At 62.3% G+C, this 23,802-nt stretch carries 21 protein-coding genes and 2 tRNA genes; 15 read left to right on the top strand and 8 right to left on the bottom strand.

Going from position 1 to position 23,802, the window contains the following annotated elements:
- Position 1 precedes the first annotated feature (1 nt).
- Complete coding sequence (locus ASE39_RS23885; protein ID WP_199864326.1) at positions 2–490, top strand: aromatic-ring-hydroxylating dioxygenase subunit beta; 489 nt, start codon at positions 2–4, stop codon at positions 488–490.
- Positions 491–496: 6 nt separating this feature from the next.
- Entirely contained in the window at positions 497–826 is a 330-nt protein-coding gene (locus tag ASE39_RS23880) for a non-heme iron oxygenase ferredoxin subunit (protein WP_010461129.1), read from the top strand.
- A gap of 65 nt (positions 827–891) precedes the next feature.
- Here ASE39_RS23880 and purL read toward each other — a convergent pair whose 3' ends face one another.
- Complete coding sequence (gene purL, locus ASE39_RS23875; RefSeq protein WP_057272750.1) at positions 892–4,899, bottom strand: phosphoribosylformylglycinamidine synthase; 4,008 nt, start codon at positions 4,897–4,899, stop codon at positions 892–894.
- Positions 4,900–5,035: 136 nt separating this feature from the next.
- On the opposite strand from purL, the gene map reads away from it, so the two are divergent.
- The 3 genes from map to ASE39_RS23860 all read left to right on the top strand — a co-directional run bounded on the left by map (position 5,036) and on the right by ASE39_RS23860 (position 9,296).
- Positions 5,036–5,851 (top strand): type I methionyl aminopeptidase, encoded by an 816-nt coding sequence (map, locus tag ASE39_RS23870; protein WP_057272749.1) that lies wholly within the window; start codon positions 5,036–5,038, stop codon positions 5,849–5,851.
- A gap of 91 nt (positions 5,852–5,942) precedes the next feature.
- Positions 5,943–8,552 carry a [protein-PII] uridylyltransferase gene (locus ASE39_RS23865; RefSeq protein WP_057272748.1) on the top strand — a complete coding sequence of 870 codons (2,610 nt, stop codon included), beginning with the start codon at positions 5,943–5,945 and terminating at the stop codon, positions 8,550–8,552.
- A gap of 306 nt (positions 8,553–8,858) precedes the next feature.
- A complete protein-coding gene (locus tag ASE39_RS23860) occupies positions 8,859–9,296 on the top strand; it encodes a universal stress protein (protein WP_010461123.1) in 438 nt (145 codons plus the stop codon).
- Positions 9,297–9,306: 10 nt separating this feature from the next.
- Here the strand turns inward: ASE39_RS23860 and def are convergent, their stop codons facing one another.
- Positions 9,307–9,846: a peptide deformylase gene (gene def, locus ASE39_RS23855; RefSeq protein ID WP_057272747.1), complete on the bottom strand. Its 540-nt coding sequence runs from the start codon at positions 9,844–9,846 to the stop codon at positions 9,307–9,309.
- A gap of 106 nt (positions 9,847–9,952) precedes the next feature.
- Here def and ASE39_RS23850 point away from each other — a divergent pair, with 106 nt between their 5' ends.
- From ASE39_RS23850 to ASE39_RS23825, 6 genes are all read left to right on the top strand, one after another.
- On the top strand, positions 9,953–10,372 hold the full coding sequence (locus ASE39_RS23850; protein ID WP_057272746.1) for a YbaN family protein: 420 nt from the start codon (positions 9,953–9,955) through the stop codon (positions 10,370–10,372).
- 147 nt (positions 10,373–10,519) lie between these two features.
- A tRNA-Asn gene (locus ASE39_RS23845) sits at positions 10,520–10,595 on the top strand.
- A gap of 51 nt (positions 10,596–10,646) precedes the next feature.
- A tRNA-Asn gene (locus tag ASE39_RS23840) sits at positions 10,647–10,722 on the top strand.
- Positions 10,723–10,832: 110 nt separating this feature from the next.
- A complete protein-coding gene (gene aat, locus ASE39_RS23835) occupies positions 10,833–11,588 on the top strand; it encodes a leucyl/phenylalanyl-tRNA--protein transferase (RefSeq protein WP_057272745.1) in 756 nt (251 codons plus the stop codon).
- Positions 11,585–12,343: an arginyltransferase gene (locus ASE39_RS23830; protein ID WP_010461119.1), complete on the top strand. Its 759-nt coding sequence runs from the start codon at positions 11,585–11,587 to the stop codon at positions 12,341–12,343. Before aat ends, ASE39_RS23830 begins: the two co-directional genes overlap by 4 nt.
- Before the next feature lie 56 nt (positions 12,344–12,399).
- Positions 12,400–13,227, top strand: coding sequence for an IclR family transcriptional regulator (locus ASE39_RS23825; protein WP_010461118.1), 828 nt, complete (start codon positions 12,400–12,402; stop codon positions 13,225–13,227).
- A 144-nt stretch (positions 13,228–13,371) separates the two neighbouring features.
- Here ASE39_RS23825 and pbpG read toward each other — a convergent pair whose 3' ends face one another.
- From pbpG to ASE39_RS23795, 6 genes are all read right to left on the bottom strand, one after another.
- Positions 13,372–14,472 carry a D-alanyl-D-alanine endopeptidase gene (gene pbpG / locus ASE39_RS23820; RefSeq protein ID WP_057272744.1) on the bottom strand — a complete coding sequence of 367 codons (1,101 nt, stop codon included), beginning with the start codon at positions 14,470–14,472 and terminating at the stop codon, positions 13,372–13,374.
- Positions 14,473–14,588: 116 nt separating this feature from the next.
- On the bottom strand, positions 14,589–16,127 hold the full coding sequence (locus ASE39_RS23815; protein WP_010461116.1) for a 2-isopropylmalate synthase: 1,539 nt from the start codon (positions 16,125–16,127) through the stop codon (positions 14,589–14,591).
- 212 nt (positions 16,128–16,339) lie between these two features.
- A complete protein-coding gene (gene pssA, locus ASE39_RS23810; RefSeq protein ID WP_010461115.1) occupies positions 16,340–17,173 on the bottom strand; it encodes a CDP-diacylglycerol--serine O-phosphatidyltransferase in 834 nt (277 codons plus the stop codon).
- A gap of 192 nt (positions 17,174–17,365) precedes the next feature.
- A complete protein-coding gene (gene ilvC / locus ASE39_RS23805) occupies positions 17,366–18,382 on the bottom strand; it encodes a ketol-acid reductoisomerase (RefSeq protein ID WP_010461114.1) in 1,017 nt (338 codons plus the stop codon).
- 161 nt (positions 18,383–18,543) lie between these two features.
- A complete protein-coding gene (ilvN, locus tag ASE39_RS23800) occupies positions 18,544–19,035 on the bottom strand; it encodes an acetolactate synthase small subunit (protein ID WP_007857867.1) in 492 nt (163 codons plus the stop codon).
- Positions 19,036–19,180: 145 nt separating this feature from the next.
- Positions 19,181–20,974: an acetolactate synthase 3 catalytic subunit gene (locus ASE39_RS23795; RefSeq protein ID WP_010461113.1), complete on the bottom strand. Its 1,794-nt coding sequence runs from the start codon at positions 20,972–20,974 to the stop codon at positions 19,181–19,183.
- 295 nt (positions 20,975–21,269) lie between these two features.
- Here ASE39_RS23795 and ASE39_RS23790 point away from each other — a divergent pair, with 295 nt between their 5' ends.
- Genes ASE39_RS23790 through ASE39_RS23775 form a run of 4 tightly spaced genes read left to right on the top strand, consistent with a single transcriptional unit; the run spans position 21,270 to position 23,789 of the window.
- Positions 21,270–21,839: an RNA polymerase sigma factor gene (locus ASE39_RS23790; RefSeq protein WP_010461112.1), complete on the top strand. Its 570-nt coding sequence runs from the start codon at positions 21,270–21,272 to the stop codon at positions 21,837–21,839.
- Positions 21,836–22,288 carry a DUF3619 family protein gene (locus tag ASE39_RS23785; RefSeq protein ID WP_057272743.1) on the top strand — a complete coding sequence of 151 codons (453 nt, stop codon included), beginning with the start codon at positions 21,836–21,838 and terminating at the stop codon, positions 22,286–22,288. The genes ASE39_RS23790 and ASE39_RS23785 overlap by 4 nt, the downstream gene beginning before the upstream one ends.
- A 23-nt stretch (positions 22,289–22,311) precedes the next feature.
- Positions 22,312–23,196: a DUF3106 domain-containing protein gene (locus tag ASE39_RS23780; protein ID WP_057272742.1), complete on the top strand. Its 885-nt coding sequence runs from the start codon at positions 22,312–22,314 to the stop codon at positions 23,194–23,196.
- Between the two features lie 44 nt (positions 23,197–23,240).
- Positions 23,241–23,789: an RDD family protein gene (locus tag ASE39_RS23775; protein ID WP_057272741.1), complete on the top strand. Its 549-nt coding sequence runs from the start codon at positions 23,241–23,243 to the stop codon at positions 23,787–23,789.
- The last annotated feature ends 13 nt before the right edge of the window (positions 23,790–23,802 follow it).

Below are 23,802 nucleotides of genomic sequence, written 5' to 3'. Positions count from 1 at the left end.
CATGAGCGCCGCCCCCCACATTCACTTTGATGACTACCTGGCCATATCGCGCCTGTATGCAGAGTACGCACTGGCTGTGGACTCTGGCGACTGGGATTTGTGGCCCGAGTTTTTCACGGACGACTGCATCTACAAGCTGGTGCCCCGCGAGAACCACGAGCGCGGATTTCCATTGGCAACGCTCCTGTTTGAAAGCAAGGGGATGCTCAAGGACCGTGTGTACGGCATCCGGGAAACCCTGTTCCATGACCCCTACTACCAACGCCATGTGGTGGGCGCGCCTGTGGTCCTCGTAGCCAGTGAAAACCGCTTCGAGGCAGAGGCGAACTACGCAGTGTTTCGCACCAAGCTCTCTCGCGAATCCACGGTGTTCAACGTGGGACGGTACATCGACGTGATCGAACGCACTCCCGCAGGGCTCAAATTAGCGAAGCGCACCTGCGTGTACGACAGCGAAATGATCCCGAACTCCATCATCTATCCCATCTGAACCGCCATGAACGAATCATCCTGGATTGACGCCGCCAGCGAGGCCGAAGTACCCGAAGACGATGTCATCGGATTGCAGGTCGGCGAGCGCAGCATTGCCCTGTACAAGGTTGCCGGAAGTGTTTTTGCGACCGACAACATCTGCACGCACGGGCATGCGCGTCTTTGCGATGGCTTTCTGGACGGCCATGAAATCGAGTGCCCCCTGCACCAGGGGAAGTTTGATGTCCGCGATGGCCAGCCCACCTGTGCTCCGGTCACGGCCCCGCTGACGTGCTACCCGGTGCGCATTGATGGGGGCCGTGTGTTCCTTCAGGTGGGCATTTCATCCACCTGAAAGAAGCATTCATCGCAGATGGGCTGGCAGTGGGCAACCTGCGCAGCAGGATGCCTCAGGCCACATCACCCCACCCACTTGCGCGCGTTGCGCCAGATGCGCATCCAGGCGCTGTACTCCGCCTTGTCTTCGCTCGTCCAGCTCATCTGCACGTTGCGGAACACGCGCTCGGGGTGCGGCATCATGGCCGTGAAGCGGCCGTCGGCCGTGGTCACGGCCGTGAGGCCACCCACGCTGCCGTTGGGGTTGAACGGGTACTGCTCGGTGGCGCGGCCGTGGTTGTCCACATAGCGCATGGCGGCAATGGCCTTGTCGGCATTGCCCCGGTACTTGAAGTTGGCATAACCCTCGCCATGCGCCACGGCAATCGGCAGGCGGCTGCCGGCCATGCCTTGCAGGAACAGGCTGGGTGATTCCAGCACTTCCACCAGAGACAGGCGGGCCTCGAAGCGCTCGCTCTGGTTGGTGGTGAAGCGTGGCCAGTCTTGCGCGCCGGGGATGATGTCCGCCAGCTCGGCAAACATCTGGCAGCCGTTGCACACGCCCAGGCCGAAGGTGTCGGAACGGCCGAAGAAGCCCTGGAACTGAGCGGCCAACACCGGGTTGAAGGTGATGGAACGCGCCCAGCCAATGCCCGCACCCAGTGTGTCGCCGTAGCTGAAGCCACCACAGGCGACCACGCCCTTGAAGTCTTCAAGCTTCACGCGGCCAGTCTGCAGGTCGGTCATGTGCACGTCGTAGGCCTCAAAGCCTGCTTCCGTGAACGTGTAGGCCATCTCAATGTGCGAGTTCACGCCCTGCTCGCGCAGAATGGCAACCTTGGGACGGGACAGATTCAAGTACGGCGCCGCCACGTTGTCGGTGGCATCGAACGTGAGGTGCACATGCAGGCCCGGGTCAGTGGGCTCGCCCGCAGCGGCGTGCTCGGCATCGGCGTTGGCGGGGTTGTCGCGTTGCTGGCAGATCTTCCAGCTCACGGCATCCCACACCTGGTGCAAATCGGCCAACGGGGCGCTGAACACGGACTTGGCATCGCGCCAGACCTGCAACTCGCCCTTGCCAGCATCGATCTCGGACGACGCAGGGCGCGTCTTGCCCACGAAGTGGCTGAACTTGGACAGGCCGTGCTCGCGCAACACCTGCATCACGTCGTTGCGCTCGGCCGTGCGCACCTGCAGCACCACGCCCAGCTCTTCGTTGAACAGTGCCTTGAGCGTGAGTTCTTCACGGCGGGCACTGACCTGCTGCGCCCAGTTCTTGGCGTCACCGGTTTCCATGCGGCTGTCGCTGATGCCGTCGCCCTCGGTCACCAGCATGTCCACGTTGAGCGCCACGCCCACGTGGCCTGCAAACGCCATTTCTGCCGCTGCAGCCAACAGGCCGCCGTCGCTGCGGTCGTGGTAAGCCAGGATCTGGCCCTTGGCGCGCAGCGCGTTCACGGCGTTGACGAGATTGACCAGATCTTTCGGGTCGTCCACATCGGGCACCACGTCGCCGCTTTGCTCCAGCGTCTGGCCCAGGATGCTGCCACCCATGCGGTTCTGGCCCTTGCCCAGGTCGATCAACACCAGCGTGGTGTCTGCCTCGGTGGCATTGAGCTGGGGGGTGAGCGTGCCACGCACATCGGACAGCGAGGCGAACGCGCTCACGATCAGGCTGACGGGTGATGTGACCTTTTTCTTGTCCGAACCTTCGTTCCACTGCGTGCGCATGGACAGGCTGTCCTTGCCCACGGGGATGCTGATGCCAAGGGCCGGGCACAGCTCCATGCCCACGGCCTTCACGGTTTCGTACAGCGCGGCGTCTTCGCCGGGCTCGCCACAGGCGGCCATCCAGTTGGCGCTGAGCTTCACGCGGGGCAGTTCAATCGGGGCGGCCAACAAGTTGGTCAGCGCCTCGGCCACGGCCATGCGGCCCGAGGCGGGGGCGTTGATGGCGGCCAGCGGGGTGCGCTCGCCCATGCTCATCGCCTCACCGGCAAAGCCTTTGTAATCGGCCAAAGTCACGGCGCAATCGGCCACGGGCACTTGCCAGGGGCCCACCATCTGGTCGCGGTGACTCAGGCCGCCCACCGTGCGGTCGCCAATGGTGATGAGAAAGCGCTTGGACGCCACCGTGGGGTGGGCCAGCACGTCGATCACGGCCTTTTGCAGCGGCACGCCGGTCAGGTCCATCGGTGCGAATTCGCGCACCACGGTCTTCACGTCGCGGTGCATCTTGGGCGGCTTGCCCAGCAGCACGTTCATCGGCATGTCCACGGGCAGCTTCTGGTCGTCGGCCGTCGCAGCCGGGTCGTGCAGCACCAGCTGGCGCTCTTCCGTGGCCGTGCCGATCACGGCAAACGGGCAGCGTTCGCGCTCGCAGAAGGCCTGGAACAGGGGCAACGACTCGGGCGCGATGGCCAGCACGTAACGCTCTTGCGACTCGTTGCTCCAGATTTCCTTCGGCGCCATGCCCGATTCTTCGAGCTGCACGGCACGCAGATCGAAGCGTGCGCCACGGCCTGCATCGTTGGTCAGCTCTGGGAAGGCGTTCGAGAGGCCGCCCGCGCCCACGTCGTGGATGGCCAGGATGGGGTTATCGGTACCCTGCGCCCAGCAATGGTTGATGACCTCTTGCGCACGGCGCTCGATCTCGGGGTTGCCACGCTGCACCGAGTCAAAGTCCAGCTCGGCCGCGTTGGTACCCGTGGCCATGGAACTGGCGGCGCTGCCGCCCATGCCGATGCGCATGCCCGGGCCGCCCAACTGGATCAGCAACGAGCCCGCAGGAAATTCGATCTTCTTCGTCAGCTCGGCATCGATCACGCCCACGCCGCCCGCGATCATGATGGGCTTGTGGTAGCCGCGCTGCACACCAGCAACTTCCTGCTCGTATTCGCGGAAGTAGCCATTCAGGTTGGGGCGGCCAAATTCGTTGTTGAACGCCGCGCCACCCAGGGGGCCCTCGACCATGATCTGCAGCGGGCTGGCAATGTGCTCGGGCTTGCCCACGGTGGAGCCCCAAAGCTTGGAGACGGTGAAGCCCGTGAGGCCCGCCTTGGGCTTGGAGCCCCGGCCGGTGGCGCCTTCGTCGCGGATCTCGCCGCCTGCACCGGTGGATGCACCTGGGAAGGGCGAGATGGCCGTGGGGTGGTTGTGCGTTTCCACCTTCATCAGCACATGCTGGGTAACGCTACTTTTTTGATAGCTATTGGCGCTTGATGGATAGGCGCCAGAGGCCATTTTTGCTACAAAACGCTCGACCTGATGGCCCTCCATGACCGAGGCGTTGTCCGAATACGCGATCACCGTGTGCTGGGGCGCCAGCTGGTGGGTGTTGCGGATCATGCCGAACAGGCTCTTGTCCTGCGCCACGCCGTCGATGGTGAACTCGGCGTTGAAGATTTTGTGGCGGCAATGTTCGCTGTTGGCCTGCGCGAACATCATCAGTTCCACATCGGTGGGGTTGCGCTTGAGGCCCGTGAAGGCGGTCACGAGGTAGTCGATTTCGTCATCGGCCAGGGCCAGGCCAAAGCGGGTGTTGGCGGCCTCCAGGGCAGCGCGGCCACCGGCCAGCACGTCCACATGCTCCATGGGCGCGGGCTGCAGTTCGGTGAACAGGGCGGCAGCAGCGCTGCGGTCAGCCACCACCGATTCGGTCATGCGGTCGTGCAGCAAGGCGGCGACCTGGCCCAGTTGCTCGACGGTCAGCTCGGGCGTCTTGCCCAGCAGGCCCGATTTGAGGCTGACGCGGTATTCGGTGATGCGCTCCACGCGGCGGATGGCGATGCCACAGTTGCGCGCAATGTCGGTGGCCTTGGAGGCCCAGGGCGACAGCGTGCCCAGGCGGGGCGTGACGATGAGGACGGCGCCGTCCTCGGGGCCTGCGTACGGGTCGCCATAGGTCAGCAGCGCGGCCAGGCGTTCTTGTTCCGCCGCCGTGGGGGCTGCGTCGGTCACCACCAAGTGCACAAAACGTGCCGCAATGCCACTGATCTTGGGGTGAATCGCCTCCAGGGCAGGTTGAAGTTGCTGGGCGCGGAAGGTGCTGAGGGCGTTGCCGCCCGCCAGCGTGGTCATGTGCAAGGTCACGGTAGCGGCCTGTTGGGGGTGTGAGGGGTAGACAGAGACCCGGCCCAGCAGCTTGCAGCCAGGACCGGAGCCCGCCATTTTACCGGCCCAGGCCGTGCCGCCTGCACGGCGCGGGGGCCAATGGGATAATCAAGGCATGAGCATCACCATCAAAAGCGCAGAGGACATCGCCGGCATGCGCATTGCGTGCCGCCTGGCCTCCGAAGTGCTGGACTACATCGCCCCCCACATCAAGCCCGGTATCACCACCAAGGAAATCGACCGCTTGGGCGCCGAATGCATGGCCCAGCAGGGCACCATCTCGGCCACCGTGGGCTACCAACCGCCGGGTTATCCACCCTATCCGGCCTCGCTGTGCACCTCGGTCAACCATGTGGTGTGCCACGGCATCCCCAACGACAAGCCGCTCAAGAAGGGCGACATCGTCAACGTGGATGTGACGGTCATCACCAAGGACGGCTGGTATGGCGACAACAGCCGCATGTACCTGATTGGAGAATGCTCGATCGCCGCCAAGCGGCTGTCGGCCATCACGTTCGATGCCATGTGGCATGGCATCGTGCAGGTCAAGCCAGGTGCCCACCTGGGCGACATCGGCCACGCGATCCAGAAGTTTGCCGAAGGCCAGGGCTTTTCCATCGTGCGCGAGTTTTGCGGCCACGGCATTGGCAAGAAATTCCACGAAGAACCCCAGGTGCTGCACTACGGCCGCCCCGGCACACTCGAAGAGCTGGTGCCCGGCATGGTCTTCACCATTGAGCCCATGATCAACGCCGGCCGCCGCGAGGTCAAGGAATTCAGCAACGATGGCTGGACCATCGTGACCAAGGACCACAGCCTGTCGGCCCAGTGGGAGCACACGGTGCTGGTCACCGAGACGGGCTATGAAGTGATGACGCTGTCGGCAGGCTCCCCCCCGCTGCCGGCGTTTGTGACCGCGACCAAGACCTGACCCGCGCGCCGGATGGCCCATCGCCAGCCGGCGCGTACAACTCTTGCATGGTTTTTTGCATGGCCCTTTTTCAGCGCGACCCTCAACGACCATGACCAAAATCCATGCCCTGCCTGAAGTGCATGCCCTGCGGGACGCCTACCGCAACGACAAAGCCGCCCTGCTGGCTGCCATGAAGGCCACGGGAGCCTCCACGCGCGGCATCCGTGTATTGCTGCGCAAGCTCTCCACACTGGCCGGCCACCTGCTGCAAACCCTGTGGCAGCGCGCCGAGCTGCCAGCCGACATGGCGCTGGTGGCGGTGGGGGGGTTCGGGCGCGACCAGCTCTTTCCCTATTCGGATGTCGATGTGCTGCTGCTGATGCCCGACGGTGCAGCGCCCGACGCGGGCAGCGCCCTGCGCACCCAGCTAGAAGGCTTCATCGGCAGTTGCTGGGATGCGGGGCTGGAGATTGGCTCCAGCGTGCGCACGGTGGCCGAATGCCTGGCCGAAAGTGCGGGCGATGTCACCGTGCAGACCTCCTTGCTCGAATCGCGCCTGGTGTGCGGCAATGCAGCGTTGTTCGAGGAGTTCCAGCGGCAGTACCGCGCGCAGATGGACCCGCAGGCCTTCCTGGTGGCCAAGACGCTGGAGATGCGCCAGCGCCACAACAAGTACGAGAACACACCCTACTCGCTGGAGCCCAACTGCAAGGAGTCGCCCGGCGGGCTGCGCGACCTGCAGATGATCCTGTGGGTGTCCCAGGCCGCGGGCCTGGGCCGCAACTGGAAGGAACTGGCCGCCAGCGGCATGGCCACGGCCTTCGAAGTGCGCCAGATCGAACGCAACGAGGCGGTGCTGTGCCTCATCCGCGCGCGCCTGCATGCAGCCGCTGGGCGGCACGAGGATCGTCTGGTGTTCGACCTGCAGACCGCCGTGGCCGAGTCGTTCGGCTACCGCTCGCAGGCGCCCGACGGATCACGCCTGCCCATGCGGGCGAGCGAGAGCCTGATGCGGCGCTACTACTGGGCGGCCAAGGCTGTGTCGCAGCTCAGCCAGATCCTGTTGCTCAACATCGAGGAGCGGCTGAACCCCTCCACGCACGAGCCACGCCCCATCAACGAGCGGTTTTTCGAAAAGGCCGGGCTCATCGAGGTGGCCAGCGACGACCTCTACACGCGTGACCCACACGCCATCCTCGAAACCTTTTTGCTCTACCAGACCACGGTGGGCCTCAAGGACCTGTCGGCCCGCACCCTGCGCGCGCTGTACAACGCGCGTGGCGTGATGGACGGGGCGTTTCGCCGCGACCCGGCCAACCGTGCGGCCTTCATGCGCATCCTCCAGCAACCGTCGGGCATCACGCATGCCATGCGGTTGATGAACCAGACCTCGGTGCTGGGGCGCTACCTGTGGGCGTTTCGCGGCATCGTCGGGCAGATGCAGCACGACCTGTTCCACGTGTACACGGTGGACCAGCACATCCTGATGGTGCTGCGCAACGTGCGGCGGTTCTTCATGGCCGAGCATGCGCACGAATACCCCTTCTGCTCACAGCTGGCCGCCGGGTGGGACAAGCCGTGGATTCTGTACATCGCCGCACTCTTTCATGACATCGGCAAAGGCCGTGGAGGCGACCACTCGCAGATCGGCGCCGTGGAGGTGCGGCACTTCTGCCGCCAGCACGGCGTGGACCGCGAGGACGCCAAGCTCATTGAGTTCCTGGTCAGCGAACACCTCTCGATGAGCCGCATCGCCCAGAAGGAAGACCTGAGCGACCCCGATGTGATTGCCGCCTTTGCACAGCGCGTGGGCAACGAGCGTTACCTCACCGCGTTGTACCTGCTCACGGTGGCCGATATCCGCGGCACCAGCCCCAAGGTCTGGAACGCCTGGAAGGGCAAGCTGCTGGAAGACCTGTACCGCTCCACCTTGCGCACGCTGGGCGGCCGAGCACCCGACGCTGCCGCCGAGATCGAGGCGCGCAAGCGCGAGGCGCTGGTGCTGCTGGCCCTGAGCGCCCTGCCCTTCGAGGCGCACAAGGCGCTGTGGGCCACGCTGGACGTGAGCTACTTCATGCGCCATGAAGCGGCCGACATCGCCTGGCACACGCGCCACCTTTCGCGCCATGTCGGCACGGCAAAACCTGTGGTGCGTGCGCGCCAGTCCCTCGCAGGGGACGGACTGCAGGTGATGGTGTATGCGGCCGACCAGGCCGACCTGTTCGCACGCATCTGCGGCTATTTCGACCGTGCGGGCTTCTCCATCCTGGACGCGCGTGTGCACACCGCGAACAACGGCTACGCGCTCGACACTTTCCAGGTGGTGGCGTCCTCCCAGCCCGGGCACTACCGGGAGCTGACGCACATGGTCGAAAGCGATCTGGTACGTGTGATCGAGGCCGGTGGTCCGTTGCCAGAACCCGCACGCAAGCGGGTCTCGCGGCGGGTCAAGAGTTTTCCGGTGGCACCCCGCGTCACGCTGCGCCCCGACGAGAAAGCGCAGCGCTGGCTGCTGGCCATCTCGGCCAGCGACCGGGCGGGCCTGCTCTACCTGGTGGCCCGCATCCTGGCGCAGCACCACCTGAGCGTGCAGCTGGCCAAGGTCAGTACCCTGGGGGAGCGGGTGGAAGACACGTTCCTAATCCAGGGCCCCGAGCTGCAGAACAACGCCCGCCAGATCCAGATCGAAACCGAGCTCCTGCGCGAGTTGTCCGACTGACCGGCGCGGACAATCAGTCCAGCGGCTGGCCTGCACACCCGCAATGCAATTGCGCTAATGTCAGCTACATTTTTAATAGCAAAAATTCAATAACGGATAAGCGGCAGAGCCATTTTCAGCCATATTTCCGCGCCATCGCGAGCTCGGGTATGTGCTTGCTTTGCGCGTGTCATCGGCCTATAAGAGAACCGTGAATGTGGCGCGTTCAAGGCGCCCACAGTGTCCGCCCTGCCGCGTTGCGCCACCGCAGCCCAGGTGGGCACCCAGCGCCCTTCGAGGCTGCCTGCGCAGCCCCAAGGAGCCAGCATGTACAAGCACATCCTGATGCCCTCCGACGGCACAGCCCTGTCGGAAGCAGCCATCCTGCGCGGCATGCGTTTTGCCCGCGAGGCCCATGCCAAAGTCACCGGTTTCTACGCGTTGCCCGAGTTCCATTCGCTGGCCTACCACGCAGAGATGCTGGAACACACGCGCAAAAGCCAGGAGGACCAGGCCCGCGCCCGCGCCGAAGTGGTGCTGGATTACATCCGGGAGACAGCGGCACAGTACGGCGTGCCCTGCGACACCGTGACCAGCATCAGCGACCACCCGTACGAAGCCATCATTGACGCCGCACACGCCCAGGGGTGTGACCTGATCCTGATGGCATCGCATGGCCGCCGGGGGCTTCAGGGCCTCCTGCTGGGCAGCGAGACGCTGAAAGTCCTGACCCACAGCAAGATCCCGGTGCTGGTGCACAGGTGATGGAGATTGATCAGTCGTCTTCGGTGGCGCTGATGTCCGGGAACAGCACTTCGGTAAAGCCGAACTGCGTGAAGTCGCGCACCCGCATGGGGTAGAGCTTGCCAATGAGGTGGTCGCACTCGTGCTGCACCACCCGGGCATGAAAGCCCTCCACCGTGCGGTCGATCGGGTCTCCATACGGATCAAACCCGGTATAGCGAATGCGCGACCACCGAGGCACCTTGCCACGCAAACCTGGGACGGACAGGCAACCTTCCCAATCCTCATCCTCCTCATCACCAAGCGGCATGATGACCGGGTTGAGCAAGACTGTGCGAGGGACCACCGGCCGGTCCGGGTAGCGCGGATTGCGCTCGCCAGAGCCAAAAATCACGAGCTGCAGATCCACGCCGATCTGCGGTGCGGCAAGCCCCGCACCATTGACAGACTGCATGGTGTCGAACATGTCGCGCACCAGAAGGTGGAGCGCATCGGTATCGAACTCAGTGACGGGCTGGGCAATGCGCAGCAGGCGCGGATCGCCCATCTTCAGGATGGTATGGATGGTCATCGAAGGTGCATTCAGTTCAAGGGGAGGAAGCGGCACACGCGCAGCTGCGGCAGCATAGCGTGTGCGCGCCCGTCGTGGAGCGACCAGCGCATTCACAATACAGGGCATGTCCCAGCCCCCACCCGAGTCCCCCGAGGACACCACACTGCAACTGCGCACCCTGCCCTGGCCCGTGCGCTGGCTGCTGCTCGCGTTTGCCGTGCTGTGCCTGGTCATGGGCATCATTGGTGTGATCGTTCCCGGGCTGCCGACCACGGTGTTCATCTTGATGGCAGCATGGGCCGCTGCACGCAGCTCGCCACGGCTCTATCGCTGGCTGTGGAACCACCGCTTGTTCGGCCCCCTGCTGCGCAACTGGGCCCAGGGCGGCAAGGTCAGTCGGCGGGCCAAGTGGAGCGCCACGTTGCTCATGGCACTCAGCGGCATCGTGCTGTTCGCCACGGGCTCCCGCCCCTGGGTGGCAGGTATTGCGATCACCTGCATGGTCTGCGTGGCGGCCTGGCTGTGGCGCCGGCCGGAGCCCTGAAGAGCCCCACTCAGCGAGTGCTGGCGGCGCATGGGGTGATTCCTACATCGCTCCTTCACCACCCCTCCGTATCACCGCAATTGCATGCTCGAACAAGCTGCAGAATCTTTAGAGGCCCCATTTTTATGTATATAATCTAAGTCTTGTTCCTCGATAGCTCAGTCGGTAGAGCGCCGGACTGTTAATCCGTAGGTCCCTGGTTCGAGCCCAGGTCGAGGAGCCAAGAATTTGCAGGCCCTGCATGTGTACGCGGGGCCTTTTACATACCGATCATTCCTCGATAGCTCAGTCGGTAGAGCGCCGGACTGTTAATCCGTAGGTCCCTGGTTCGAGCCCAGGTCGAGGAGCCAGCCAAAAAACCCACCATGTTCACGCATGGTGGGTTTTTTTATTTCCACCATTGAACACGCCAACCCACACTCAGCCTGCCTGACAATAAGTCTCTTTGCATTGCCACCCCATGCCCCCGCAACTGCCTTGGCTGGAGCCCGAAGACCCGCTACCCCCTCCTGCGGATGCGTGGGGGCCCACCGATCCCGCCCCCGGACTCTTGGCCGCGGGTGGCGCACTGGATGCTGCACACCTCAAAGCGGCCTACGCTCAAGGCACCTTCCCCTGGTATGGCCCAGGGCAGCCCATCCTCTGGTGGGCACCCGATCCGCGCATGGTCTTGCACGTCGCAAACTTCAGGTTGCATCGGTCTCTGCGCAAAACCCTGCAGGCATTCAGAACCAATACATCCTGCGAAATCCGCGTGGACCACAACTTCCGGGATGTCATCAAGGCCTGCGCCGCCAAAGAGCGGGATGGCCAGGCAGGCACCTGGATCGTGCCCGAGATGGTTGAGGCTTACACCCGCCTCCATGCAGCAGGCCATGCCCATAGCGTCGAAACCTGGGTTGATGGACAACTGGTCGGTGGCCTGTATTGTGTTGCCCTCGGGCAGGCGGTGTTCGGTGAATCGATGTTTGCCCACGCTACCGACGCATCGAAGATCGCGCTTGCTGCCCTGGTGAGCCTGTGTCGCCATCAGGGCGTGGCAATGATTGATTGCCAGCAGAACACCCGGCATCTGGCCTCACTGGGAGCCCACGAGATCTCCCGAGCCCAGTTCCTGACCCATATCCAGAACGCCCAGAATCGCCCGGCGCTCTCATGGTTGTTTGACCCCGTATACTGGAACGAGCTGCTGCCCTCCACAGTGCCCATGGCATGACGCAACTCAACGACCTCCCACTGCAGACCCTGCAGTTCTACGCGACAGCCCCCTACCCCTGCAGTTATCTGCCGGACAAGCAGGCACGGTCGCAGGTAGCCACGCCCAGCCACCTCATTCAGAGCGATGTGTATTCCGACCTCGTGGCGAAGGGATTCCGCCGCAGTGGCATGTTCACTTACCGCCCTTATTGCGATGGTTGCCAGGCTTGCACCCCCTTGCGTGTGCTGGTGAACGAATTTCAGCCAGATCGCAGCCAGCGGCGCGCCACAGTGCGTCACAGCAACCTGCAAGCGAGGGTATTGCGCCTGTGTTTTGTCCCCGAGCACTATCAGCTGTACTTGCGCTACCAGAACGGTCGCCATTCGGGCGGCGGCATGGACCATGACAGCATCGACCAGTACACGCAGTTTCTGCTGCAAAGCAGGGTGAATTCGCGCCTTGTGGAGTTCCGCGAAACCGATGCGGCGGGCGAACCCGGTGCACTCAAGATGGTGTCCATCCTGGATGTGCTCGACGACGGGCTTTCAGCGGTCTACACCTTCTACGAACCCGAGCCGCACTGCAGCTATGGCACCTACAACGTGATGTGGCAGCTTGCGCAGGCACGCTCCCTGGGCCTGCCCCACGTTTACCTGGGCTACTGGATCGAGGCCAGTCCCAAGATGAACTACAAGGCACGCTTTCACCCCCACGAGATCCGGACCGATGGCCAATGGCATCGCGCCAGCTTGGGCGTGAATCAGAGCGCATGAATGCAGGGTTGCATTTCACAAGATAAAATGCTGCGGCCGTCACTGCATCGCCGCCCATGAAAAAAAACGATCCCAGCATCCCCGTCAAACCCAGCGTTCAGGTGCTTGAACGCATGTTTACACTGATCGATGTTCTGGCATCACGCGAAGAGGCAATCTCTCTCAAGGAAATCAGCGAAAAGACGGGGCTGCACCCTTCCACAACGCACCGTATCCTGAACGACCTCACGATCGGCCGCTTCGTGGATCGACCGGAGTCCGGCAGCTACCGACTGGGCATGCGCCTGCTGGAGCTCGGCAACCTCGTCAAAGCGCGCCTGAGCGTTCGTGATGCGGCGCTGACCCCGATGCGCAATCTGCACAAACTCATCCAGCAACCTGTCAATCTGAGCATGCGCCAGGGCGATGAAATTGTGTATGTGGAGCGGGCCTACAGTGAGCGCTCCGGCATGCAGGTGGTCCGCGCCATTGGTGGTCGCGCCCCTTTGCACCTTACCTCCACCGGCAAGCTCTTCCTGGCCCTGGACGACCCCCAACGCGTGCGGGCCTACGCTACCCGCACGGGGCTTGCAGGACACACCCGCAACAGCATTACCCAGTTGCCCGTTCTGGAGCGGGAACTCGCCAAAGCGCGCCAGTACGGCATCGCCCGCGACAACGAGGAACTGGAATTGGGCGTGCGCTGCATGGCAGCGGGCGTCTACGACGACCAAGGCAAGCTGGTGGCGGGCCTGTCCATATCGGCGCCGGCGGACCGCCTGGATGAAGGATGGCTTCCGAAACTCCAAGCCACCGCCAACGAGATTTCCTTCGCTCTGGGCCACACACCGAACGTGGAAGCATCAGCAGCTGGTGATGCCAGCTTGCGCACCAATCTCCGCTGAGAACCCCGTGCGCACTGCAGTGGCAGCGGGCGCGCTACTTCGCACGAAAAGACCGACACAGACAGCAACGCCTGGTCGGCCTATTGATCACACCTCTCAGAGACCCCTGACTCTTGGCGGCCCTGCAGGCCACCAGTGCCAGCGCTAGCGGGCGAAAGTGGACGGCTGCGCACCGTTGGCAACGGCCCGAGCTTGCAGCGGTACTGCCAGCGCTGGCATCGACTCCACCCAATGGCGCACACGCTCGGCATCCCCCAGACGACTAAATTTGCCAGCGGAATCCAGAAACACCATGATGAGCTTGCGCCCGGCAATCTGGGTCTGCATCACCAGGCAACGCCCTGCCTCGGAAATGTAGCCAGTCTTCTGCAGGCCAATGTCCCAGGTGGGATTTTTTACCAGCCCATTGGTATTGTTGTATTGAAGCGTCCTTGGACCCACCGCAACCTCGTACCCAGGAGAGGTGGACAGTTCACGCAGCAAGGGATCGCCATGCGCCACATTCACCAGGGTGGCCAGGTCGCGGGCGCTGGACTGGTTGCGACTGGAAAGGCCCGTGGGCTCCACATAGCGGGTATCAGTCATGCCCAGCAGGCGGGCCTTTGCATTCATCTGCACCACAAAAGCTTCGAGCCCGCCAGGGTACGTGCGACCCAGCGCATGGGCTGCACGGTTTTCACTGGACATGAGCGCAAGGTGGAGCATCTCGCCCCGGGTCAACGTGGAACCCACCATCAGTCGCGAGCGACTGCCTTTTTCGGTATCCACATCGTCCTGGGTGATCGTGATCGGTTCATCCATCGGCAACTTGGCTTGCGAGATGATCACGCCCGTCATGAGCTTGGTCAGGGATGCAATGGGAAGCACCGCCTGATCGTTCTTGCTGAGCAAGACCTCGTGCGTGTCCTGGTCGATGACGAGTGCAACACTGGACTTGAGATCCAGTGGATCGCTCACTTCGTGCAATCCCGCTATCTGCCCGAAAGACTGCTTGGCGGGCACAAAGGCCACCCGGGTCGGGACCTTGGCAGTCTTGGCCGTGATGCGAACCGTCCGGGTGTTGGCAGCGACCTTGCGGGCTGGCGCGACACGCTTGGCGTTGGTCGTGCTGGCTTGCTGCTTTTTGATCGGCGCTTTGGACCGATCCACTGCGTGCGCAACCGGCGCTACCAGCGCCGTGCTGACGACAACAAAGCCCAAAAGTTGAAGAAAACGATTCACTGCGGCGCGGTGGCGATGGTGCATCAAAGTGCTCCAAACGGTAATAAGTGTTGAGCAGTGTACAGAATCAAAAAAAGTCGCGCAAGATCAATACCTTGCACGACTTTCCAAGAAAGTGAATGAAATTATAAATTGATCATTCAACCCTGTGCAGCCACCCGGTCAGCTTTACTTTGTAACTTGTTCAGCGCGCTCAGGTAAGCCTTGGCCGAGGCAACGACGATATCGGGATCTGCACCCACACCATTGACCACGCGACCGCTGTTCTGCAGGCGCACGGTCACTTCGCCCTGGCTTTCGGTCGAGCCACTGATGGCATTCACCGAGTACAGCACCATTTCCGCACCGCTCTTGACGTGCGATTCGATCGCCTTGAGCGAAGCGTCCACAGGGCCATTGCCCTCGGATTCGCCGCGCACTTCCTGGCCGTCCACGGTGAAGACAATGCGGGCGCGGGGGTGTTCACCCGTTTCGCTCTGCTGGAACAGGGAAACAAAGCCGTATTGCTCCTTCTCGGCAGTCACGCTCTCGTCGCTGACCAAGGCCAAGATATCCTCATCGAAGATCTCACTCTTGCGGTCAGCCAATTCCTTGAAGCGGGTGAAAGCGGTGTTGACTTCGGTTTCACTGTCCAGGCTCACCCCCAGTTCTTGCAAACGCTGCTTGAAGGCGTTGCGGCCACTGAGCTTGCCCAGCACGATCTTGTTGGCCGACCAACCCACGTCTTCGGCGCGCATGATCTCGTAGGTGTCGCGCGCCTTGAGTACGCCATCCTGGTGGATGCCGCTGGCGTGGGCAAAGGCATTGGCACCCACCACCGCTTTGTTGGGCTGCACCACGAAACCGGTGGTCTGGCTGACCATGCGGCTGGCAGCCACGATGTGCTTGGCGTCGATATTCAGATCAAGGTTGAAGTAGTCGCGGCGCGTCTTGATGGCCATGACAACTTCTTCGAGCGAACAATTGCCCGCACGCTCGCCCAAGCCGTTGATGGTGCATTCCACTTGGCGGGCGCCGCCAATCTTCACGCCGGCCAGCGAGTTGGCCACAGCCATACCAAGGTCGTTATGGCAGTGCACCGACCAGATCGCCTTGTCGCTGTTGGGGATCCGCTCGCGCAGTGTCTTGATAAAGTTGCCGTACAGCTCGGGAATCGCATAGCCCACGGTGTCGGGCACGTTGATGGTGGTGGCGCCTTCGGCAATCACCGCTTCGAGCACGCGGCACAGGAAGTCCGGGTCGCTGCGGTAGCCATCCTCGGGGCTGAATTCGATGTCACCCACCAGATTGCGCGCAAAACGGACCGATTGTTTGGCCTGTTCAAGCACCTGGTCGGGTGTCATGCGCAGCTTCTTCTCCATGTGCAGCGCAGACGTGGCAATGAAAGTATGGATACGGGCACTGGCCGCCCCTTTGAGGGCCTCGGCTGCACGCGAAATATCACGGTCATTCGCACGTGACAGCGAGCAGATCGTGGACTCCCGGATCGCGTTTGCAATCGCCTGCACCGCCTCGAAATCTCCGTTGGAGCTGGCCGCAAACCCGGCTTCGATCACGTCCACCTTCAGGCGCTCCAGTTGGCGGGCAATACGGAGCTTTTCGTCCTTGGTCATTGAGGCGCCTGGGGACTGCTCTCCGTCGCGCAAGGTGGTGTCGAAAATAATCAGTTTGTCAGCCATGTGGTTTCTCCTGGTACTGGTGGGTGGCGGGGTCGGTCCGCAACGCTAAAAATCGGCGCCCAAAACAAAAGGCCCGTTGCGGGTGCATACGGGCCTTTGTGGAAAAGTGTGCGCGTGCGCCTACTGTCTCCGCCCGTGGGGAGGTAGCAGTAGGGCCAGCGCAAACGTGTTCATGGAATGCAATGTAGCACATGTCGCCAATGCTGCCGCAGTCACTTGTGGAGCCCGCGCTCGTCGGGCTCATCGGTCGATGTGCTGATCACACTGCTGTGCTGTCCTTTGGCTTTGCGCCAGGCGTACACGCCATAGCCACTGATGCCATAGAACACAAACACGCCAAACAACACAATGGGGGGGTGGATGTTGATGATGGCGATACCCAGCGCGATCAGCACGATCGCCGCAAAGGGCACGCTTTTTTTCATCTGGATGTCCTTGAAGCTGTAGAACGGCACATTAGTGACCATGGTCAGGCCTGCATACAGCGTGAAGGCAAACATGGTCCAGGTGATCTGGTTCCAGGACAGCCAGAGGTCTTCGCCCGGATGCACACCCAGTTCGGTCATCAACCAGATGAAACCGGCCACCAGGGCAGCGGCGGCGGGGGACGGCAAGCCCTGGAAGTAGCGCTTGTCCACGACGCCGGTATTCACATTGAAGCGCGCCAGACGCAGGGCCGCACAGGCACAGTACACAAAAGCGGCAATCCAGCCCCAGCGACCCAGTCCCTGAAGCGCCCATTCGTAAGCAATGAGCGCGGGAGCTGCCCCAAAAGACACCATGTCGGAGAGCGAATCCATCTGCTCACCAAACGCACTCTGTGTGTTGGTCATGCGCGCCACACGGCCATCGAGGCTGTCGAGCACCATGGCACAGAAGACGCCCACGGCCGCCATGTCAAAACGACCATTCATGGCCATCACGATGGAGTAGAACCCCCCAAACAAGGCCGCCAGCGTGAACAGGTTGGGCAGGATGTAGATGCCCTTGCGCCTTTTGCGCACCATCACACCAGGGTTGTCGGTGGACTCATTGCCGTCATGCATTAAAAGACCTCCAGCGCTTGCCGATATTGCGCAAGCAGCTATTAAATTTATAGTATTCAGCAATTTCCCGCAGGACAGGCAGGTCGCCGTGCGTGCAAAAGGCGAAGGCCGCAGTGTAGCGCCTGCCCACAGGGCCCACCGCCAATGAAAAAGGCCACCGAAGTGGCCTTTTGACGCTTCAGGAATGAAACATCAGTTGCGGGTCTGATCGACCAGCTTGTTCTTGGCGATCCAAGGCATCATGGCGCGCAGTTGGCCGCCCACCTTTTCGATGGAGTGGTCAGCCGTGTTGCGGCGGCGGGCCGTCATGCTTGGGTAGTTCAGGCGGCCTTCCTGGATGAACATCTTGGCGTAGTCGCCGTTCTGGATGCGCTTCAGAGCATTGCGCATGGCAGCGCGCGACTGCTCATTGATCACTTCAGGGCCGGTCACGTACTCGCCGTACTCGGCGTTGTTCGAGATCGAGTAGTTCATGTTGGCAATGCCGCCTTCGTAGATCAGGTCCACGATGAGCTTGAGCTCGTGCAGGCACTCGAAGTAGGCCATTTCAGGGGCGTAGCCGGCTTCGACCAGGGTTTCGTAACCCATCTTGATCAGCTCGACGGCACCGCCACACAGCACGGCCTGTTCGCCGAACAGGTCGGTCTCGGTTTCTTCCTTGAAGTTGGTCTCGATGATGCCGGCCTTGCCGCCGCCGTTGGCTGCAGCGTAGCTCAGGGCCAGGTCACGGGCCTTGCCGGACTTGTCCTGGTGCACGGCGACCAGGTGGGGCACGCCGCCACCTTGGGTGTAGGTGTTGCGCACGGTGTGGCCAGGGGCCTTGGGGGCCACCATCCACACGTCCAGGTCAGCGCGGGGCACGACCTGGTTGTAGTGCACGTTGAAGCCGTGGGCGAATGCCAGCGAGGCGCCTGGCTTGATGTTGGGTTCAACGTTGTTCTTGTACACGGCTGCGATGTCTTCATCGGGCAGCAGGATCATGACCACGTCAGCGGACTTGACGGCGTCGTTGACTTCCAGAACCGTCAGGCCAGCCTTGCCGACCTTGTCCCACGATGCACCACCCTTGCGCAGGCCGACCACGACCTTCACGCCACTGTCGTTGAGGTTTTGTGCGTGGGCATGGCCCTGCGAGCCGTAGCCGATGATGGCAACGGTCTTGCCTTTGATCAGGCTCAGGTCGGTGTCTTTGTCGTAGAAAACTTTCATGGGTCGCTCCGGTTGAAATGCGTTGTTGGGGGTTGAAAAATAAACAGTCAATTGTCTTACATCGGATTGAGATTCGGCCGGATGGCTAGGCGGGGAGCCGCAGACAGTGCTGTAGCACGGCAAGGCTCCCCAACGACGCTAGCCGGTCGAAGGCCAATCCGTCACACGCGCAGAATGCGCTCGCCGCGGCCGATGCCGCTGGCACCAGTGCGGACGGTCTCGAGAATGGCCGTGCGGTCAATGGCCTGCAGGAAAGCGTCGTTCTTCGACTGGTCGCCGGTGAGCTCGATGGTGTAGCTCTTCTCGGTCACGTCGATGATGCGGCCACGGAAGATGTCGGCCATGCGCTTCATCTCCTCGCGCTCCTTGCCCACCGCACGCACCTTCACCATCATGAGCTCGCGCTCGGTGTAGGCACCTTCGGTGAGGTCCACCACCTTCACGACCTCGATGAGGCGGTTCAGGTGCTTGGTGATCTGCTCGATCACGTCGTCAGAGCCCGTGGTCTGGATCGTCATGCGCGAGAGCGATGGATCCTCGGTGGGCGCCACAGTGAGCGATTCGATGTTGTAGCCACGGGCAGAAAACAGGCCCACAACGCGTGAGAGCGCGCCGGGTTCGTTTTCCAGCAGAACGGCAATGATGTGTTTCATGATGAAGAGATTCCTCTTTTCGCTGCCCTCCCCCGTGCACGGTAATACACGGGCTTGGCAGGCAATAGATTCGTCAAAAAAAGTGATTGCTATCTATTTGATAGCTATTAGCGCTTGATGAACAAGCGCTGGAGGCCGATTTGACTTAAAGGTCTTCCGACCCCAGCAACATTTCGGTGATGCCCTTGCCGGCCTGCACCATCGGGAACACATTCTCGGTGGGGTCGGTGCGGAAGTCCATGAACACCGTGCGGTCCTTGAGCTTGCGGGCTTCGCGCAGCGCGGGCTCCACATCCTTAGGGTGCTCGATCAGCATGCCCACATGGCCATAGGCTTCCGCCAGCTTCACGAAGTTGGGCAGCGCATCCATGTAGCTGTGGCTGTAGCGACCGGAGTACTCGATCTCCTGCCACTGGCGCACCATGCCCAGGTAGCGGTTGTTCAACGAGCAGATCTTGATCGGCGTGTTGTACTGCAGGCAGGTGGACAGCTCCTGGATGTTCATCTGCACCGAGCCTTCGCCCGTGATGCAGAACACCTCAGAATCCGGCTTGGCCAGCTTGATGCCCATGGCGTAGGGAATGCCCACGCCCATGGTGCCCAGGCCGCCGGAGTTGATCCAGCGGCGGGGTTCGTCAAAGCGGTAATACTGCGCGGCCCACATCTGGTGCTGGCCCACGTCGGACGTGATGTAGGTGTCGACGTCCTTGGTCATGTTCCACAGCGTCTCGACCACATACTGTGGCTTGATGACGTCGGGGCTGCCCATGCTGTACTTCAGGCAGTCGCGCTTGCGCCAGCCTTCGATGGTGTCCCACCAAGCGGCCAGGGCGCCGGCGTCGGGGCGGGTGCTGCTCTCGCGGATCATGGAGATCAGCTCGGTGAGCACATCCTTCACGTCGCCGACGATCGGGATGTCGACCTTCACGCGCTTGGAAATGCTCGACGGGTCGATGTCCACATGGATGATCTTGCGGTCGTTCTGGGCGAAGTGCTTGGGGTTGCCGATCACGCGGTCGTCAAAGCGTGCACCCACGGCCAGCAGCACGTCGCAGTTCTGCATGGCGTTGTTGGCCTCGATGGTGCCATGCATGCCCAGCATGCCCAGGAACTTGCGGTCCGAGGCTGGGTAAGCCCCCAGGCCCATCAGCGTGTTGGTGACGGGATAGCCCAGCATGTCGACCAACGTGCGCAGCTCGTTGGTGGCATTGCCCAGCAGCACGCCGCCGCCGGTATAGATATAGGGACGCTTGGCGGCCAGCAGCAGTTGCAGCGCCTTGCGGATCTGGCCACCATGGCCCTTGCGCACCGGGTTGTACGAGCGCATTTCCACGCTTTGTGGATAGCCGCTGTACGGCACCTTCTTGAAGGAAACGTCCTTGGGCACATCCACCACCACAGGGCCAGGGCGGCCGGTGCGTGCAATGTGGAAGGCCTTCTTCATCGTCATGGCCAGATCCTTGGGATCCTTGACGAGGAAATTGTGCTTGACGATGGGGCGAGTGATACCAACCGTGTCGCATTCCTGGAAGGCATCCAGCCCGATGGCGGGCGTGGGCACCTGGCCGGAAATGATCACCATCGGAATGCTGTCCATGTATGCCGTGGCAATACCCGTGACAGCATTGGTCAGGCCAGGGCCCGAGGTGACGAGCGCCACACCGACTTCGCCCGTGGCTCGGGCATAGCCGTCGGCAGCGTGCACCGCAGCCTGCTCGTGGCGCACCAGCACGTGCTGGATGGTGTCTTGCTTGTAGAGCGCGTCGTAAATGTAGAGAACCGCACCACCGGGGTAGCCCCAGATGTACTGGACGTTCTCAGCCTGAAGCGACTTGATGAGGATCTCAGAACCCATGAGGTCCTGCGAGCCGGAAGCGGAGGGAGTGTTGCCCTGCGAAGCAGCGGCCGCCGAACTGAGTTCAGCCTTGGAGATTTCCATGATCGATCAACCTTTGTGAATTTCTCTGACGAAAAACCTTGGGTGCTCCTTGCACGCGCTCTTGTGAAGCCAGCTTGGAACTTGAGGCCAAGGACATGGGCGGGATGATTGCCGCGCCGGACCGTGACCCGTTTGCCTTTTGAATTGCAGGGGCGATTATCGCACTGCAACACATGTAAAACCGCCGACCGTCTAAAAAAACCCCCGCGGATGCGATAATCAAAGGCTTCACGTACCGGATAGCCACATTTTTTGCGGCTACACCCGCAACGATCCCCTCCCGGGCTGACCCCTCTTGGCAACCGAACGAGAACTCTCCGATTTCCTCAAAAGTGTAGAAAAGCGCGCATTCAAGCGCTCGGTCTACCACGTTCGCAATGAGGAAGCGGCGCTCGACATCGTGCAGGACAGCATGCTCAAGCTGGCGGAGCACTACGGAGACAAGCCGGCAGCAGAGTTGCCGATGCTTTACCAGCGGATTCTTTCCAACTGCACGCTCGACTGGTTTCGCCGCCAGAAAACCCGCAATGCACTGTTTTCGAGCATGAGCGACTTCGAGGGCCCTGGCGAAGATGGCATGGATTTTGATCTGCTGGAAGCGTATTCAGGACCGGACGATGGGGAACGGGCAGAGAGCGCCGAGGATCTGACCCGCCGGGCGCAGATCTTTCACGGCATCGAAGCCGAAATCGCCGAACTGCCTCCACGTCAACGGGAAGCGTTCCTCATGCGTTACTGGGAAGAAATGGATGTTGCAGAAACGGCGGCCGCCATGGGCTGCTCCGAGGGCAGCGTCAAAACGCACTGTTTTCGTGCCATACAAACCCTCAGCAAGGCACTGAAGGCCAAAGGAATCGAGCCATGAACACTGTACAAACCCCATCGACACAGGCAGAAGCTGCGGCAGAGCGCTTTGCGCTGCGCGTCGCGGCGCGGTTGTCGGGCGGCGCCGACGAATTGCCTTACGACATCTCCGAACGGCTGCGCGCCTCGCGCATGCAGGCACTGGCCAAGCGCAAGAAAGACATCGCTCCGGTGCGCCTGGCTGCACCCGTGGTGGTGCATGCGGGTGGCAGTGCGACGCTGGGCCGTGGTGGCAACGAAGGTGGCAGCTGGTGGAATGCGCTGGTCTCTGCCGTTCCGCTGATGGCGCTGGTGGTGGGGCTGGTGGTGATCAACATTGCCCAGGATGAAAACAGCGTCAACGATGTGGCCGAAGTGGATGCCGCCCTGTTGACCGATGATCTGCCGCCCGCAGCCTACGCAGACCCCGGCTTCGTACAATTCCTCAAAACCTCTGCACCGTCGAACTGAGCCCGCCCCCGACAACGTACTGCATGCACCCAAGTTCTCCAGACGCTTCCCCCGCCCTGCCAGCCTTCGTGCTGGCTTTGGCGCTCTTGGGCGTGCTCGCCGCAGTGGGTGGCCAGGTGCTGGTGCAGATGCGCATGGCACCGGGTACTTTGCTGTCGGCGGGTGCAGAAGCGGCGGTGGCAAGCCCCAACAATGCCCGCACACCCTCCCGGCAGGGCACCACGGCGGTGCCCCAGGTTGAGACCGGCCCGGGCTGGGAAACCCTGACCACGCCCCAAAAAATGGCGTTGTACCCACTGGCGGAGCGCTGGGCCCTCATCAGCGAGGCTCAAAAGCGCCGCTGGCTGGCGCTGGCAGCCAATTTTTCGCTGCTTCCCGAGGAGGAGCAGGCCAAGTTCCATGACCGCATGACGGATTGGGCCAGTTTGAGCGCGCAGCAGCGCAACCAGGCCCGGCTGAACTACGCCGTGACCAACCGGCTCGCACGTGACGACAAACGCGCCCAGTGGGAGGCCTACCAGGCACTGTCCGACGAAGAAAAACGTGCATTGGCAGCACGTGCGGCCCCCAAGCCCAAGGGTGCCGCCACGGCACTGCAGCCCGTGTCGCCCAAGAAGCTGGCCCAGGTTCCAGCGGCCACACAGGCCAACCCCAGCCGCCCGAACGCACCGAAGATCCCGCCGCTCGACCACAGTGCACCCCGGGTGGCGGCGCCAGTCACCCCCGCAGCGCCCCCGGCGACGGGCGCATCCGCGCAAAACCCTGCGCCTACGGTGGTCGAGACGGCACCCGTTTCGGTGCCAGTGGCGGTGCCAGCGGCATTGCCGCCTCTGAGCGCTGGCTCCGCAGAAACAACCCCCGCTGCCCCCACGGTCACCCCCGACAATTCCGGCCTGTACCCCCAATAACCCGCCGCTGACCGGCACCCTCCGCCTCGTTTTCGCTCCCTGGAATGACCGCCACCCCTCCCGCATCTGCACCACAGGCAACCCCCTCGGCAACCCTTTCTGCAGTTGCCGTCGGCCACACGCCCAATTTGTGGCGCCGCATGGCCTGCTGGCTGTATGAAGGCATGCTGATGTTCGGGGTGGTGTTCATTGCCGGTTATCTGTTCGGCACCCTCAGCCAGACCCGCCATGCCCTGGACAACCGGCATGCCCTGCAGGCGTTTCTGTTCGTGGTGTTTGGCATCTACTTCACCTGGTTCTGGGCCAAGGGCCAGACCCTGGCCCAGAAGACCTGGCTCATCCGTGTCGTGGATGCCGCCGGGCAACCCATTACCCAGGCGCGTGCACTGTTGCGCTATCTGCTGAGCTGGGTGTGGTTCCTGCCGCCCCTGGCAGCCTATCTGTTGGGTGTCTCGGCCATTGAAGTGCTGGTGCTGCTGTTCGGCTGGGTGGCCATCTGGGCCATCCTGAGCCGCTTTCATCCACAGCGGCAGTTCTGGCACGACGCGATGGCAGGCACCCGCCTCATGCATTTCGAGCTTCCGAAAAAGTAGCGCTCCAGGGCGG

The sequence above is a fragment of the Acidovorax sp. Root267 genome, from assembly GCF_001429215.1.
Taxonomy (GTDB): Bacteria; Pseudomonadota; Gammaproteobacteria; order Burkholderiales; family Burkholderiaceae_C; genus Acidovorax; species Acidovorax radicis.
Note: the sequence above shows the minus strand (reverse complement) of the source record. Positions and strands in the feature narration are given on the sequence as shown.